This window comes from Catenulispora yoronensis (assembly GCF_039531695.1).
GTDB classification, from domain to species: domain Bacteria; phylum Actinomycetota; class Actinomycetes; order Streptomycetales; family Catenulisporaceae; genus Catenulispora; species Catenulispora yoronensis.
In genome coordinates this window covers 35,201-49,889 of record NZ_BAAAQN010000054.1, presented here as the reverse complement: position 1 = coordinate 49,889, position 14,689 = coordinate 35,201, and the positions used below count along the sequence as shown (strand labels likewise).

The 14,689-nt window shown below is 71.5% G+C and carries 13 protein-coding genes; 7 read left to right on the top strand and 6 right to left on the bottom strand.

Annotated features, from left to right (window positions below):
* Nucleotides 1–16 precede the first annotated feature (16 nt).
* Nucleotides 17–310, top strand: coding sequence for a hypothetical protein (locus ABD481_RS34260; RefSeq protein ID WP_344669987.1), 294 nt, complete (start codon nt 17–19; stop codon nt 308–310).
* Here ABD481_RS34260 and ABD481_RS34255 read toward each other — a convergent pair.
* The gene (locus tag ABD481_RS34255) at nt 255–1,484 is read right to left on the bottom strand and encodes an MFS transporter (protein WP_344669986.1); all 1,230 of its coding nucleotides are present in this window, start codon (nt 1,482–1,484) and stop codon (nt 255–257) included. The two genes, ABD481_RS34260 and ABD481_RS34255, sit on opposite strands and share 56 nt — an antisense overlap.
* Before the next feature lie 42 nt (nt 1,485–1,526).
* Between ABD481_RS34255 and ABD481_RS34250 the strand changes: the two genes are divergently transcribed.
* The gene (locus ABD481_RS34250; protein ID WP_344669985.1) at nt 1,527–2,150 is read left to right on the top strand and encodes a CGNR zinc finger domain-containing protein; all 624 of its coding nucleotides are present in this window, start codon (nt 1,527–1,529) and stop codon (nt 2,148–2,150) included.
* A 67-nt stretch (nt 2,151–2,217) separates the two neighbouring features.
* Here ABD481_RS34250 and ABD481_RS34245 read toward each other — a convergent pair whose 3' ends face one another.
* Nucleotides 2,218–3,360, bottom strand: coding sequence for a glycoside hydrolase family 18 protein (locus ABD481_RS34245; RefSeq protein ID WP_344669984.1), 1,143 nt, complete (start codon nt 3,358–3,360; stop codon nt 2,218–2,220).
* A gap of 415 nt (nt 3,361–3,775) precedes the next feature.
* Here ABD481_RS34245 and ABD481_RS34240 point away from each other — a divergent pair, with 415 nt between their 5' ends.
* A complete protein-coding gene (locus ABD481_RS34240; protein WP_425559361.1) occupies nt 3,776–5,839 on the top strand; it encodes a putative Ig domain-containing protein in 2,064 nt (687 codons plus the stop codon).
* A gap of 68 nt (nt 5,840–5,907) precedes the next feature.
* Here the strand turns inward: ABD481_RS34240 and ABD481_RS34235 are convergent, their stop codons facing one another.
* A complete protein-coding gene (locus ABD481_RS34235) occupies nt 5,908–7,407 on the bottom strand; it encodes a recombinase family protein (protein ID WP_344669983.1) in 1,500 nt (499 codons plus the stop codon).
* A gap of 198 nt (nt 7,408–7,605) precedes the next feature.
* Between ABD481_RS34235 and ABD481_RS34230 the strand changes: the two genes are divergently transcribed.
* The gene (locus tag ABD481_RS34230; protein WP_344669982.1) at nt 7,606–8,463 is read left to right on the top strand and encodes a helix-turn-helix transcriptional regulator; all 858 of its coding nucleotides are present in this window, start codon (nt 7,606–7,608) and stop codon (nt 8,461–8,463) included.
* On the top strand, nt 8,451–9,560 hold the full coding sequence (locus ABD481_RS34225) for a hypothetical protein (RefSeq protein ID WP_344669981.1): 1,110 nt from the start codon (nt 8,451–8,453) through the stop codon (nt 9,558–9,560). The genes ABD481_RS34230 and ABD481_RS34225 overlap by 13 nt, the downstream gene beginning before the upstream one ends.
* Here the strand turns inward: ABD481_RS34225 and ABD481_RS34220 are convergent.
* Both ABD481_RS34220 and ABD481_RS34215 read right to left on the bottom strand, forming a co-directional pair.
* On the bottom strand, nt 9,526–10,287 hold the full coding sequence (locus tag ABD481_RS34220; RefSeq protein ID WP_344669980.1) for an ABC transporter ATP-binding protein: 762 nt from the start codon (nt 10,285–10,287) through the stop codon (nt 9,526–9,528). The two genes, ABD481_RS34225 and ABD481_RS34220, sit on opposite strands and share 35 nt — an antisense overlap.
* 10 nt (nt 10,288–10,297) lie before the next feature.
* Nucleotides 10,298–11,692, bottom strand: a complete 1,395-nt coding sequence (locus tag ABD481_RS34215) for an ABC transporter permease (RefSeq protein ID WP_344669979.1) — start codon at nt 11,690–11,692, stop codon at nt 10,298–10,300.
* A gap of 128 nt (nt 11,693–11,820) precedes the next feature.
* Here ABD481_RS34215 and ABD481_RS34210 point away from each other — a divergent pair, with 128 nt between their 5' ends.
* Nucleotides 11,821–12,474, top strand: coding sequence for a response regulator transcription factor (locus ABD481_RS34210; protein ID WP_344669978.1), 654 nt, complete (start codon nt 11,821–11,823; stop codon nt 12,472–12,474).
* A gap of 8 nt (nt 12,475–12,482) precedes the next feature.
* On the top strand, nt 12,483–13,697 hold the full coding sequence (locus ABD481_RS34205) for a sensor histidine kinase (protein WP_344669977.1): 1,215 nt from the start codon (nt 12,483–12,485) through the stop codon (nt 13,695–13,697).
* A 9-nt stretch (nt 13,698–13,706) separates the two neighbouring features.
* Here the strand turns inward: ABD481_RS34205 and ABD481_RS34200 are convergent, their stop codons facing one another.
* Nucleotides 13,707–14,675, bottom strand: coding sequence for an AraC family transcriptional regulator (locus ABD481_RS34200; protein ID WP_344669976.1), 969 nt, complete (start codon nt 14,673–14,675; stop codon nt 13,707–13,709).
* Between the last annotated feature and the right edge of the window lie 14 nt (nt 14,676–14,689).

The window sequence follows — 14,689 nt, the reverse complement described above, 5'->3', positions numbered from 1 at the left end:
AGAGCGGGGAACGACAATGGGCTGCGGCTGCCTGCTGGCGCTGTTCGGATCAGCGTTCCCCCGGCTCGCCCTCCTGTTCACGTGGCTGTTCACCGACCGCGTGGCCGTCGCGTTCCACCACGGCTGGCTCGCCCCGCTCGCCGGCCTGGTCTTCCTGCCCTTCACGACCTTGTTGTACGTGCTCGTCTACGCCCCGGTGCGCGGCGTCACCGGCTTCGGCTGGTTCCTCGTGATCCTGGGCTTCCTGTGCGACCTCAGCTCGTACGGCGCAGGCGCGCGGGGCCGCCAGCAGCAGACGGCAAGGCGATAGCGGCCAGCGCCACGGCACCGAGCACAGCGACCGCACCGCAGACGCCGTTCCAGCCGAAGGCCGAATAGGCTCGCACCCCGAGCCACGAGCCCGCGCTCCCACCGAGGAACGCACAGGTCATGTAGGCCGTGTTCAGCCGCGCGCGCATCTCCGGGCGCAGCGCGAAGATCCGCGCCTGGTTGGCCACCTGGCCGGACTGCACCGCGACGTCCAGTCCGAGCATGCCGACGCCGAGGCCGATCAGCCCGACCACGCCTCCGGCGGTGCCGATCAGCAGAACGGCCGCCGCCGCCAGGACCCCGACCATCGCGCGCCGGTTCACGACGTCCGGCCCGAGCCGGTCGGCGACCCGGCCCGCGCGCCGGGTCGCGACCATGCTCCCGGCGCCGACCAGCGCCAGGATCCCGACCGCCGGCGTGCCCAGGTGGTAGCGCGGACCGGTGACGTGCAGCGCGATCGCGGTCCACGCCGCGCTGAACCCGGCGAACGCCAGCACCTGGTAGCCGCAGGACCGGCGCAGCAGCGGCTCCGAGCGGAACAGCCGGACCGAGGTCGCGAGCAGCGCCGGATACCGCTCGCCGGTGCTCGGGGCCGTCGGCGGCAGGAAGGCGGCCGTCGCCGCCGACAGCGCGAGGGCCACGGCGGCGGCGATCAGGTACGGCGCGCGCCAGCCGAGCCAGGCGCCGAGGACGCCGGAGAACGTCCGAGCCAGCAGGATCCCGCCGATCAGGCCGGACAGCAGGGTGCCGGTGACCTCGCCGCGCCGCTCGGGCTCGGCCAGGCCGGCGGCCATCGGGATCAGGATCTGCGGCACGACCGTGGTCAGGCCGATCAGGACGCTGGCCGCGGCCAGCAGCGGCAGCGCCGTCGCCGCGCCGGCCAGGGCCAGGGCGCCGGCGGTGAGCAGCAGCAGGGTCGGGACCAGCCGGCGGTGGCGGAGGCGGTCGCCGAGCGGCACGAGCAGGAAGATCCCGGCCGCGTAGCCGACCTGGGAGCAGGTGGTGACCAGGGCGGCGGAGGACTTGCCCACTCCCAGGCCGCTCGCTATCAGCGGGCTGATGGCCTGCGGGAAGTAGATGTTGGCGACGGCCACGCCGCAGGCCAAGGACAGCAGGAACAGCAACGGACGGGTCAGCAAGATCCCCCCTGAAGGAACCGGTTCAACTGGTTCCATCACCGTACACCAGTCAAACCGGTTCCGGGTTAGACTCGCCGGGTGAGCGCTCCCGACCCCCGCACCGACCTCCGCACCGATTTCCGCACCGGCTCCGGCCGCGTCTGCCTCGACTTCATCAGGACTTTGCGATGGCGGGGATCGGCGGACGAGGTCGAGGAGCTCGACACCGCCGAGGCCCTCGGCGCGTGGGTCGCGCAGCTGGGCCCGTACTCCCCCGGCGCGGCCGTCCCAGTGCCGCCGCCCCGCACGGTGCTCGCCGCGCGCCGAACGCGCGAAGCCGTCCACACGCTGCTCAAAGCGGCCCGGACCACCGGGGCCGCCGACTGTCCGCCCGAAGCCAGGGCCCTGCTCAACCAGGTCGCCGCCGCGCCGACCCCGCACCCGGTGCTCGACGCCGACGGCACCGTGACCCACTCCGCCGACGACCCCGTCGCCGCGCTCCTGGCCCTGATCGCCCGCGACGCCCTGGACCTGGCGACCTCACCGCTGCTGTCCCGGGTCCGCGACTGCGCCGGCCCGAACTGCGGCGCCTGGTTCCTCGACACCTCGCGGCCGGGGACCCGCCGCTGGTGCTCCATGGACCGCTGCGGCAACCAGGCGAAGAAAAGCACGTGGCGCAGCAAGCACGCCGCGGACGGCGGAGCCTCGGCCCGCCGCGCGTGAGTGCGGCCCCGCCCGAGGACGGGACCGCACTCACCAACCGGGATCAGAACCCGTCAACGCCGCCGCATCAGCTCTGCCGCAACGCCGGCATCGGGATCGGCACGTTGAACGTCGACGCGCCCACGCCCACCCCGCCCTGACACGTGTTCGGCGGGTCGGTCGTCACGCCCTTGGTGGCGGGCTTCTCGGCGGCCCAGAACATGAATCCCAGCATCCCGGCCGTGGTCCCGGCGCCGTCGGGCGCCGCCGACTGGACCCAACCGCCCGCCGCGTTCTGCACCGACGCGCCGAAGTTCGTGCACTCGGGCCGCACCGAACCGCCCTCGGCGATGTAGAGGCTCCCGGTGAACTTCGCCGGCGCCAGCGGCGGAATCGGCGGGCTGTACTGCGGTTTGCCCGCCAGGTGCTCCTGCCAGTTCGACTCCGCCGAGCTCGCGTTCGGCTGCTTGCTCGGCACCATCGCGTTCGCGTAGTCGAGCACCGGGCTGTCGGTCCGCAGCCAGTTCGCCGTCGCGTACTGGTCCAGCCCCACCAGCCAGCGGTCGCCGGCCGCCACGTCGATCGTCAGGCGCGCCGTCGGGTCGGCGCCGGTGGCGTCGTACGGATGCGCGGCGCGGTAGGCGCTGACGAAGCTCTGAAGTCCGGTCAGGTTGGGATTGGAGCTGTTCTCATAGTCGATCTCCATTCCGACCCCTAGTTGACCGGCGAGCGCGGCCGCCTTCTGGCCGAGCAGCGTGCCGTTCTGACTCAGGGCCGAATCCCAGGCGGACACGTAGGTGATGCCGCCGATCGACAGCATCACGCGCACTCCGTGGCTGGTGAAGTAGTTCACCACGGCCGGAGTCATGCCGTTCGGGACGCCGTTGGTGTCGCCGGAGTCGTTGGTGCCGTTCAACAGCTTCAGGGGATTGACGAAGCTGAGGACGACGACGTTGACCGACGGATGCCCGTCCCCGCGGTCGATGAGCCAGTGGTTGTTGGTGTCGAAGTCGGCCATGTTTCGGACCGAGCCCCACAGGCAGGCGTCGTTGGAGCAGTGCCATGCCCCGTAGACCTGAAGGGGGGTGCCGGTCGCGGCAGTTCCGGTCGCGGCAGTTCCGGTCGCGGCAGTTCCGGTCGCGGTGGCGGCGGCCGCGCCCGGGGCGACGGCCCCGGCGACGAGGACCACCACGGCGGCGAGCAGTCTGAGACCTCTGAGGCGTGCGCGCAATTGACGCTCCCTGACATGCGGCCCGGTGCGATGTGGTCCACACCATCGATCGCAGGGCTCGAACTGTCAAGGCGGCGCCGACCCCGGCGGGTTACGCCCGGGTTACCGACGAGTAGATGGCCGGCTCGAACGGGACGGCACAATTGCCGCCCCGCACCTCCCCCGGCTCCGGCTAGGGTCTCCCTTGTCCTGCCCTTGACCCGCGCAACGCCCTTGACCGTGTTTCAGGGCGTTGTTACGGTCCGCGATGTACCCAACCCCGCAGTAGTACTGCCCACCTTAGTACTGGCCGTCTTAGCGGCCCGGGGTGAAATCCGCGTGCGTTCCGTGTCGACCCCTGCCCGAAAAGCGGGCCGGGGGCGGTCGCGCGCGAAAACCGCACGGTCCCAATCGTCCCACAACGACAGGAGACTCCGTGTCCCACCTGCCATCCGGCAGAACCCGCCGGGTCCTGCTGCGCACCGGCTCCGCGCTGGTCGGCGTCCTCGCCCTGGTGACCCTGGGCTCGGCGGCGCCGGCCTCGGCGGCACCGGTCCCGGCGGCACCGGTCCCGGCGGCGCAGTCGGCCGCCGCGAGCGGCGTCAGCACAGCGAGCACGTCCCAGGTGCCCGCCGTCAACGTCTGCGACCAGCACGTCGCCCCGCACCACGCGGCCTGCCTGGCGCTGCGCCGCACCGACAAGCTGCCGAACACCGGCCTGGCGCTGTCGCCGAACGCGACACCGTCCGGCTTCGGCCGCACCGACCTGCTCTCGGCCTACAGCCTGCCGTCCTCCGGCGGCTCGGGCCAGACGGTCGCGATCGTCGACGCGCAGGACGACCCGAACGCCGAATCGGACCTGGCGACCTACCGGTCGACCTACGGCCTGCCGGCGTGCACCACGGCCAACGGCTGCTTCCGGAAGATCGACCAGAACGGCGGCACCAGCTACCCGGCCGCCGACACCGGCTGGGCCGGGGAGATCTCCCTGGACGTCGACATGGTCTCGGCCGTCTGCCCGAGCTGCCACATCCTGCTCGTCGAGGCCAGCTCGGCGAACATGAACGACCTGGGCACCGCGGTGAACCAGGCCGTGGCGCAGGGCGCGAAGTTCGTGTCCAACAGCTACGGCGGCAGCGAGGACGGCTCCGAGTCCTCGTCCGACTCCAGCTACTTCCACCACCCCGGCGTGGCGATCACCGCCTCCTCCGGTGACGGCGCCTACAGCGCCGGCACCGAGTACCCGGCGTCCTCGCAGTACGTCACCGCGGTCGGCGGCACCTCGCTGAGCCGCAACTCCAGCACCCGCGGCTGGACCGAGTCGGTGTGGAAGACCTCCTCCTCCGAGGGCGCCGGCTCCGGCTGCTCCTCCGACGTGTCCAAGCCGACCTGGCAGAAGGACACCGGCTGCACCAAGCGCATGGTCGCGGACGTCTCGGCGGTCGCCGACCCGGCCACCGGCGTCGCGGTCTACCAGACCTACGGCGGCAGCGGCTGGGCGGTCTACGGCGGCACCTCGGCGTCGTCCCCGATCATCGCCTCGGTCTACGCGCTGGCCGGCACCCCCGGCTCCTCGGACACCCCGGCGTCCTACCCCTACGCGCACACCGGCAGCCTGTACGACGTCACCAGCGGCAACAACGGCTCGTGCTCGCCGTCCTACTTCTGCACCGCCGCCGCCGGCTACGACGGTCCGACCGGCCTGGGCACGCCCAACGGCCTGACCGCCTTCACCTCCGGGGGCACCAGCAGCGAGACCGTGACCGTCACCAACCCGGGCAGCCTGTCCGGTGTGGTCGGCACCGCGGTGTCCAAGCAGATCAGCGCCACCGACTCGGCCGGCAAGGCGCTGACCTACTCGGCGACCGGCCTGCCGGCCGGCCTGTCGATCAGCTCCTCGGGCCTGATCAGCGGTACCCCGACCACCGCCGGGACCTCCAGCGTGACGGTGACCGCGTCCTCGGGCACGGCCAGCGGCTCGACCACCTTCTCCTTCACCATCACCTCCTCCGGGGGCGGCGGCTGCACCGCGGCGCAGCTGATCGGCAACGGCGGCTTCGAGACCGGGGCGGCGGCCCCCTGGACGCTGAGCAGCGGCGTCCTGAACAACTCGGCCTCGGAGCCGGCGCACGGCGGCTCGTGGGACGCGTGGTTCGACGGGTACGGCACCACCCACACCGACACCGCTTCGCAGTCGGTGACCATCCCGGCCACGTGCAGCAGCGCGACGCTGTCGTTCTTCCTGCACGTCGACACCAGCGAGACCACCACCAGCACCGCGTACGACAAGTTCACGGTGCAGGTGCTGAACTCCTCGGGCACCGTGCTCGGGACGCTGGCGACCTTCTCGAACCTGAACGCCGCCAGCGGGTACACCGTGCACTCGTACAACCTGGCGTCGTACATCGGGAAGACGGTGACGATCAAGTTCACCGGGACCGAGGACAGCTCGCTGCAGACGTCGTTCGTGCTGGACGACAACTCGCTGACCGTGAGCTGAGTCCGTAGCACGGAGAAAAACAGGGGCCTGGCTCTCCCGTCGGGGAGGGCCAGGCCTTCTCGTCGCCGCTACAGCGGATGCGGCACCAGGGCGATGCGGCCGGTGTCGAACACGCCGCGACTGGTGGTCTTGGGGCCGACGCGGATCACCGTGTAGAGGAAGCGCAGGACATCAGCACGGCGGCGCAAGGGGACGCGGGACCAGTGCAGCCCGGCGCCCGGGCCCGTGACGATGCCGTCGATCGCCGCAGCCGAGCGGACCACGACGCCGGCGTGCAAGGCGTCGTAGAGAGCCTGGTCCGCACGGTCGGAGCGGACAGTGCGATCCCGGTCGCCGACGAACTCTCCCGGACCGTCCGGCTCGCCGGGCGGCCCCAGGATGTCGGAGCGGCGATGGCCGACCATCGGCAGCGACGCGGCCCGCGCGGCGTCCCAGTGTTCGAGGATGCGGACGGCGTCCTGCTCCACGTGCCCCTCGAAAGATGCGGCCCCTATGGACCGCGCGCACTGCTCCGGAGGCTGGCCCCGGGTCGAGGCGCACGCGTACATGCGGTATCCGCCGACGATGGAACCGACCATGCTGTGGCCGCAGGCCAGGCATTCGACGAGACCGGTGAGCAGGTAATCGTGCCGCTGGACGGCCTCGGTGCCAGCGGTCGGGACGGCGCTGCCGAGGCTGGCGCGGGCACTGATACCGGTGCCGCTGTTGGCCGCCATCGACACGGATACCAACTCGGAAGCGCGGCCGGCGCGGAGTGCGTGCGCGCGTTCCCAGTCCTCGACCCTGACGCAGGGCTCCCAGGCCCCTTGCAGGTACTCGCCGTCCTCGCCCCGCACCTGCCCGCGGAAGACGCGGATCCCCGCGTAGCGCGGTGCGTCCAGAATCCGAGCCACGCCGCCGACGGTCCACGCGGACCCCAGCGACGTCGGCACCTCGCGGGCATTGAGATCCAACGCGATGGCACGCAGCGTCTCGCCCTCCAGGAACCGGGCGAAGACCTCGCGGACCACCTTCGACTCGGCGGGGATCAGCGCTCCCATCCCGGCCTCGTACCCGAAGGCGCGGCGGCCGCCGCCGTGCGGCCGGCCGGCCGCCGCCGCGTCCTGGTGCGCGGCCCGGGACGCTCGCGACACCGCCTGCGCCGAGCGGGTGGCCGCCGAGGCGCGGTCGAACAGCGCGCCGCGGTCGCTCGGGTCCGTCAGGTTCCACGCGTCGCCGACGCTGTGCAACTCGACTCCCCGCCGATCGGCGGCGCTCAGCAGCTTGGCCAGATCACCGGCCCGCTGCCGGACCAGGGCACCGGGGCTGTCGATGATCAGAGCCTTGATCCGCCCGCGCTCGACGGCCACCAGCAGCGCGTCCCACCCGGGACGCGCGCCCTCGGGCTTCCACACCGCGCGCGCCGTGTCCGCGAACACGGCCGCCGAGGCCACCTCGATCGCGTGCGCCCGCGCGTACTCCCGACAACGCTGCTCGCGGCGATCGACGGTGCTCTGGTCGTCGTCGTCGATGTGGGGGACACAGCAATAGATCCCCGCCGCGGGAAGCATCCCTCCCGGATCGTCCATAAAGGGAATCTACTACGCCGCATAGGAGATAGGGAGACCCCCTTCTTGCCACGACCTCGTCACACGTCGTGAAAAACGGTTCGTTCAGGCCGATTTCGGCGGACTGTCCGGCGGGCCGGGTGCCGACGGAGTGGCCGGCGTGTCAACAGGCGTCGTAGTAGGCGCCACAGTTCGAGACCAGCATTTACGCTGATCACCATGACCGACACGGGGAGTGAGGCGGTCGCGGGCGGGAGCGGCTTCGGCCTCCTGTTGCGGACGCTGCGGCGCGAGCGCCGCGTCAGCCAGCTGGAGCTGTCCTCCAGCAGCGGCGTGTCCACGCGGCACCTGAGCTTCATCGAGACGGGCCGCAGCCGGCCGAGCCGGGAGATGGTGGCCCTGCTGGCCGCGAATCTCGGGCTGCCGAGGCGCGAGCGCAACACGATGCTGGTCGCGGCGGGGTTCGCGCCGGAGATCGACCAGTGGAGCTGGTACCTCCCGGAGATGGCGGCGGCTCCGGAGGTGACGCAGCGGATGCTCGACAAGCACATGCCGTTTCCGGCCATGGTCACCGATCCGACCCGGTCCGTCGTGGCGAAGAACGCAGCCCTCGCGGTGTTCTCGGATCTGGTCGATCCGGAGGTGACCCTCGACCCGAACGTGTTTCGGCTGACGTTGCACCCGAACGGCCTGGCGCCGCATTTGGTCAACTATGGCCAAGTAAGAAGGTATTTGGTGGACGTGCTGCGGCACATGGCGTTGACGGCTGCGAATCCGCGGTTGGACGCGTTGTTGGCCGAGGTGGAGGGATATCCGGCGCCACGAGGCAGGCGTTGGGGCAATGAGGTGGAGGCGGCAACGGGGGCGGGAACAGTCGGTGTGACGGGGATGCCCTCAGTCCCGGCGCTGTTGTGGAGGGACGGCGTGGTGCTGGGGTTCTTCGGCGTCATCGCGACGTTCTGTAGCGTCGCGGACACGACGGTCACGCCGCTGAATCTGGAGACCATGTACCCGGCCGACGAGAAGACCGAGCGGCTGCTGCGGCGGTGGTATGGAGATAGTGAATGCGAACCCTGATCCAGGACTTGGTGCCCATCGCCTACGGCCAGCTCTATGTGGAGAGCGAGCACGGAGACGAGCCCCAGGCGTGGGAGTCCATGGGCGGGCAGCAGAACGGCCTGTTGGGCGCGGCCATTCCCGGGGCCCTGTTCCTGATCACGGGGACTCATACCGGTCGGGTCCCGTTCACCGTCGAACTCCATGATGCCGAGCCGCCGCTGAGCGCGGAGTGGGAGGAAGTCGTCGAGGCGCCGTTCCACCCGCTGGGCCGGACAGTGGTGGTCACCTGGGGCGATGGACCGGCGTGGGAGCTGGAGCTGGCCGACATCGACTACCGCGTCCGGTACAGCGCGAGCGGGATGGACGAAGCCAAGGAGCACGAACTTCTCGCTCTCTCCGACGATCCCCCAGTGATCGACCGCTATCTGCTCCAGTTCTGGCCCGCGCCGCCCGCACCCGACTCGGTGGTCCGTCGGACCAGCCAGTCGGCGGCCTATTGGCACGACCACGCCCTCCGGCAGCCCGCGCCGCCAACTCCGGAGGAGAAGGCCGAGGCGGAACGGGTCGCGGCCGAGGCGGCGCGGGCGGAGCAGGAGCAGCGGTTCCTTGAGGCGGAGACACGGAACTGGGGCGGGCGCCTGCCCAGCGACCGGGTGCGAGCCCTGCCCGGCCAGGCTTCGGCCGGGGCCCGGCTCGACGGCGAGTTCGCCGACAGCTTGGCCGCGGCCGGGGCCGACGAGCAGGCGCGGGTGGCGCGGTGGATCGCACGCCGGGCGCTGGGTGAGGCGCGGCTGGACCGTGTGGACTGGATCAGCGAGGCGCTTGACGGACTGGACGGCGGCGGAGTGCTTCAGCTCCCTTCGATCGAGGATCGGGTGCTCTGGGACCGGCTGTGGTCCGAACCCGGCCTTCCGAACACGGTGGTGACGACCATGGACGGCCGCGTCGACAACTTCCGGCAGCAGGCCGCCGCTTTCCCCGCGCTGCTGGCGCTCAGGGCGAGCGATCCGTTGATCGGGGCGTTGGAGGCGTTGTGGGCGGCCGGCGCCACGTTCGGACACGGACGGACAGCGGAGTTGCTCAGCGAGGTGCGGGCGGCGTTTCCGGAGCTTTGAGCCCTGCCTCTCCGAACCCCGCCCTCTCGAACACGTCCGGCAGCGCGGAAGTCTGCGAAGGCGCGATGGTCAGGCGTCCCCTCCGCATCACCGCGACCCGCTGCGCCCGCCGCGCGATCGCGTTGTCGTGCGTCACCAGCACGACGGTGAGTCCCCGCGACCGCCAGCGCTGTTCGAGCAGGTCGATGATCTCGGCGGCGGTGTCCTCGTCGAGGTTGCCGGTCGGTTCGTCGGCGAGCAGGACTCGCGGCTCCTTCACCAGGGCGCGGGCGATGGCCACGCGCTGCTGTTGCCCGCCGGAGAGCTCGGAGGGCAGGTGGGTGGCGCGGTCGGACAGGCCGACAGAGTCCAGGGCCTCCGCTGCCCGGCGGCGTCGCTCCGACGAGCGGATCCCCAGCGGTACCAAGGCCGCTTCGACGTTCTCCTGAGCCGTGAGCGTCGGCAGGAGGTTGAAGAACTGGAAGACGAAGCCGATGGTCTCCGCGCGCAGTCGGGTGATACGGGTGTCCGGCATGCGGCTGAGGTCCTCGCCGGACACGAGGATCGAGCCGGACGTGGGGCGGCTGAGCCCGCCGAGGAGTTGCAGCAGGGTTGATTTGCCCTGGCCGGTGGGGCCTTTGACGGCCAGCCATTCGCCGTCGTCGATGGTCAGACTGACGTCGGTCAGAGCACTGACTCGCTTGCCGTTCGTCTGATAGTCCTTGGTGACCGCGGTGAGTCGATACATGTCTTTCCTCCTATTCCACGCGGGCCAGCGCCTCGGCCGGCCGCATCCGGGCGGCGCGCCAGCCGCCGGACAGGCCGGCGATCAGGGCGCCGGCGAGGGCCAGGCCGACCGCCAGGGCGACGGCGCCGGGCGACACCGACGCGGCGAGGTGCACGACCACGGACTGCACGCTGTCGGGCGCGTCGAAGCTGTGGGTGACCGGTGCGCCCCCTCCGGGTCCGCCTTGGATGGACATGCCCTGGACCGGCGCGGAGCCGGGGGACGCCGCCACGGCCGCCTTCAGCGCGGGCGCCACGGCCGTGATCACCGCCGCGCCGGCGAAGCCCAGCCCGATGCCCAGTGCCGCGCCGATGGCGCCGGTGACCACGGACTCGGCCATGATCTGCAGGGTGACGCGCCGGGTGCGCCAGCCGAGGGCCTTGAGCGTGCCGAACTCGCGCACTCGGCGGGACACCGAGGAGATGGTCAACAGGCTGGCCATCGCGAAGGCCACCGCCAGGACGGCGATCGACAGCCAGCGCCCGAGGTTGTCGGCCAGCTTCGCGGTGTCGGCGAGCGAGCCGGTGACCGCCTTGGACAGGCTGGACGCGGTGGTCACCGTGGCCCCGGGCAGCAGGGTTCTGATGGCGGCGGCGGCCGTGTCGACGTCGGCCGCGCTGGTCGCGCCGATGTAGACGGTGTTGACCTTGCCGGTGAACTTGGACAGGGCCTGAGCGCGGCTGAGCGGGATGTAGACGTCGCGCGGATTGCCGTTCTGCGGGACGTCGACGAGGCCGACGATGGAGAAAGCGTGACCGCCTACGGTGACGGTCCCACCGAGCTGGAGGCTGTTGGCGGCGGCGTAGTTCCGGCTGACCTCCGCGACATCGGCGTCGGCGTCCGCCGCGGACAGCGCACGTCCGGCGGACACCGTCGCGGTGGCCAACGGCCCCGGCGAGGTGCGGGAGGTGTCGACACCGCTGACGGCGGCCTGCTTCGGCGGCGTCATCGGCGGACCCTGTTCACCCGGCTTGGGCTGCGGCGGCAGGTCCATCTTCGTGTCCTGCAGGATCAGCGCGCCGGCCGCCGACGCCACTCCCTTCTGGGCCGCGATCGACGGGATCTTCGCGGCGTCCAGCAATCCCATGGACGGGCTGTCCAGGAAGTCGAGATGCTGCGCGGCGTCCGCGGGGGCGAGCTTCTGTCCGGGTCCGGCCGTGTCCTTGGACCACGGCACCGTGACGGAGATGTCCGTCCCGACGCCGTAGAGGCCCTTCAGCACGGACGTCTGCGCCTTGGCGGCCCCGGAGGACGCCGCCGAGACGCTGACCACCGTACCGATGGCGACCGCCAGGCCGAGCGCGGTGAAGACCGCCTGCTTCTTCCGGTGCCGCAGCTCGCGGCGCAGGTAGGTCACGGTGAACACCGGCCACCTCCGATCGAGGCGGGATCATGGTTGGTTTCCATGGCTCCGGTCTACGCGCCGCGCGGTTTCGCCCAGGTATCGCAGCGGGCGAAACCGCGCCGAAACCCGGGCTGCGGCATCCTGGGGGCATGCGGGTCCTGGTGATCGAAGACGACGAAGAGTTGGCCGGGGCGGTCGCCGCCGGGCTCCGGCGCTCCCGGATGGCCGTGGACATGTGCCACGACGGCGCCACGGGCCTGCGAAGCGCGCTGGACACCGACTACGACGTGGTCGTGCTCGACCGCGACCTGCCGGAGCTGCACGGCGACGACGTGTGCGCCGAACTGGTCGAGGCCGGCCGCCGCTGCCGGATCCTGATGCTCACGGCCGCGGCGTCGGCCGACGACCTCGTGGACGGCCTCGGCCTGGGCGCCGACGACTACCTGGCCAAGCCGTTCGAGTTCCCGGTGCTGGTGGCGCGCATTTGCGCGCTGGCGCGCCGCGCCCACCCGGCGGTACCGCCGGTGCTGCGGCGCGGCGACCTGCTGATCGACACCGCGCGCCGGGAGGCGTGGCGGTCCGGCCGGAGCCTGGACCTGACCCCGAAGGAGTTCGGCGTCCTGGAACTCCTGGTGGCCGCGGCCGGCCGCGCGGTGTCGGCGGAGGAGTTGCTGGAACGTGCGTGGGACGAGGCCGCCGACCCGTTCACCAACGCCGTGAAGATCACCGTCAGCCGGCTGCGGGCCAAGCTCGGCGCGCCGGCGCTGATCGAGACCGTGGCCCGTTCCGGATACCGGGTCTGAGGCCGCCGATGACGCTCGGACGCCGCTTCACCGCGCGGGTCTTGCGCGACCGACTGTCGATGCGGACGATCCGCATGCGGTTGACGGTGTTGTACGGATCCTTGTTCCTGGTCTCCGGCGCGGGATTGCTGACGGCCACCTACCTGTTGGTCCGCCACGCCATGTCCGACCGGATCTACTCCGAGGGCGTCGGTCCCACTGGCGGAACCGGCCCGGCCCTCCCCGACGGCTCCGACGGCTCCGACGCCGCCGCGCCGCCCGGCCACCCGATCGGCCTGCTCTCGATGCGCAAGCTGCAACAGGCGGTGGACTTGAACCAGCTGGCCGTCCAGTCGGCGATCGCCCTCACCGCGATGGTCTTCGTCTCGGTCCTTCTGGGCTGGCTGGTCGCGGGCCGCGTGCTGCGTCCGCTGCGCGTCATGGCCCAGACCGCGCAGGACATCTCCGCGAGCAATCTGCACGAACGCCTGGCGCTGGCCGGCCCCGACGACGAACTCCGCCGCCTCGGCGACACCATCGACGCGCTCCTGGAACGGCTGGAGAAGTCCTTCAGCGCGCAAAAGCAGTTCGTCGCCAACGCCTCGCACGAACTGCGCACGCCGCTGGCCCGTCAACGAACCCTGATCCAGGTCGCGCTGTCCGACCCCGACGCCACGGTCGAATCACTGCGCGACACGCACGAACGCGCGCTGGTCGCCAACCGCGGCCAGGAGCGCCTGATCGACGCCTTGCTGCTGCTCGCCCGCAGCGAGGTCGGCCTGGAGCGACGGCTGCCGCTCGACCTGGCCGCCGTGGCGCGGCAGGTGACGGCGGCCCGTATGGAGGAAGCCCGGCGCCGCGGGCTCCAGGTCGATCTCGCGCTGCACCCGGCGCCTTGCCCGGGCGAACCACGCCTCATCGAACGGCTGGTCGTCAACCTCGTCGACAACGCACTCCGGCACAACACCGAGTCCGGGTTCGTTCACGTCAGCACGTCGGTCCGGGACAGCGACGGCTGCGCGGTCCTGACGGTCGGCAACAGCGGCCCGGTCATCCCCGCCGAGGACGTCGGCCGTCTGCTGCAACCGTTCCAGCGCCTCGGCGCGGCGCGGTCCACTCGGGACGGCGGTCTCGGACTGGGCCTGTCGATCGTGAAGGCCATCGCTGACGCGCACGGTGCAGAACTCGTGGCCGAGCCGCGGCCCACGGGCGGACTCGGTATCGAGGTCCGGTTTCCGGCCTGAGCACGGCGATCAGCGTCCGGCCGGAGCAGCGGCCCGTTGCACAGCTCGGAAGCGTCCCGGCGCGGTCCCGAACTCCCGCTTGAACGCCGTCGCGAATGCGAACTCTGATGTGTAGCCAACGGCGGCGGCCACGGTGCGGAGCGGATCATCGGTCTCACGGAGCCGAGCGGCGGCGGTGGTCATACGCCACCAGGTGAGGTACGTCAGCGGCGGCTGCCCGACCAGCGCCGTGAAGCGCCGCGCGAAGGGGGCCCGGGAGAGGGAGCCCTCGGCGGCGAGGGAGGCCACCGTCCACGGCGCGGTCGGGTTACGGTGGATGGCTTGCAGCGCGGCCGCGACCGGAGGGTCGTTGAGGGCCGCGGCCCAACCGGTGACGGCATTGCGTGCCGGCTCGGAGTCAAACCAGGCGCGGAGGATGTAGAGCAGCAGGAGGTCGACCAGCGGAGACACTGCCGCGTCGGTGCCATGGCGCGGGTGTTCGAGTTCTGCGGAGAGCAGGTCGACGATCGCGCGGAGTTCAACACGGGCCGGGAGATGGATCGTCGCGGGGAGTTCGCGCAGGAGCGGGTGGCTCCGCGCCGGATCAAGGCGGTAGGCACCGCAGAGAACGACGGTGGCCGGGCCGTCCGCCCCGGTGGGGTCGACGGTCGCGGTACCGGCGGATCCGCCGGGTTCGCCAGAGTCACCGGGTTCGCCGGGTGCACAGGGCGGGGTGTCGACCGGCGTGGCGAGGTCGTCGACAAGAGTGTGGGCACCGCCTTGCGGGAGGAAGACGACGTCGCCGGCTTGGACCTGGAACGGCTCGGAATCCGGTCCGGACTCGCCAAGAACCCAGCAGGAGCCTCGCAAAACGATCTGGAACCCGGCCGCTCCCGGCACCGATGCGAAACGCTGGCCCCATGGTGCGTGCCACTGCACTCGCGCGGCGCGCGGCACCCCGGTGCGCGTCACCGCGATCACGTCGCTGAGCACGTCCACATCGCAAGGCTACC

Coding starts and splice junctions, on each gene's coding strand:
- ABD481_RS34260 (WP_344669987.1), top strand. CDS start 17: ATGGGCTGCGGCTGCCTGCTGGCGCTGTTCGGATCAGCGTTCCCCCGG.
- ABD481_RS34255 (WP_344669986.1), bottom strand. CDS start 1,484: ATGGAACCAGTTGAACCGGTTCCTTCAGGGGGGATCTTGCTGACCCGT.
- ABD481_RS34235 (WP_344669983.1), bottom strand. CDS start 7,407: ATGGACGATCCGGGAGGGATGCTTCCCGCGGCGGGGATCTATTGCTGT.
- ABD481_RS34230 (WP_344669982.1), top strand. CDS start 7,606: ATGACCGACACGGGGAGTGAGGCGGTCGCGGGCGGGAGCGGCTTCGGC.
- ABD481_RS34225 (WP_344669981.1), top strand. CDS start 8,451: ATGCGAACCCTGATCCAGGACTTGGTGCCCATCGCCTACGGCCAGCTC.
- ABD481_RS34220 (WP_344669980.1), bottom strand. CDS start 10,287: ATGTATCGACTCACCGCGGTCACCAAGGACTATCAGACGAACGGCAAG.
- ABD481_RS34210 (WP_344669978.1), top strand. CDS start 11,821: ATGCGGGTCCTGGTGATCGAAGACGACGAAGAGTTGGCCGGGGCGGTC.
- ABD481_RS34205 (WP_344669977.1), top strand. CDS start 12,483: ATGACGCTCGGACGCCGCTTCACCGCGCGGGTCTTGCGCGACCGACTG.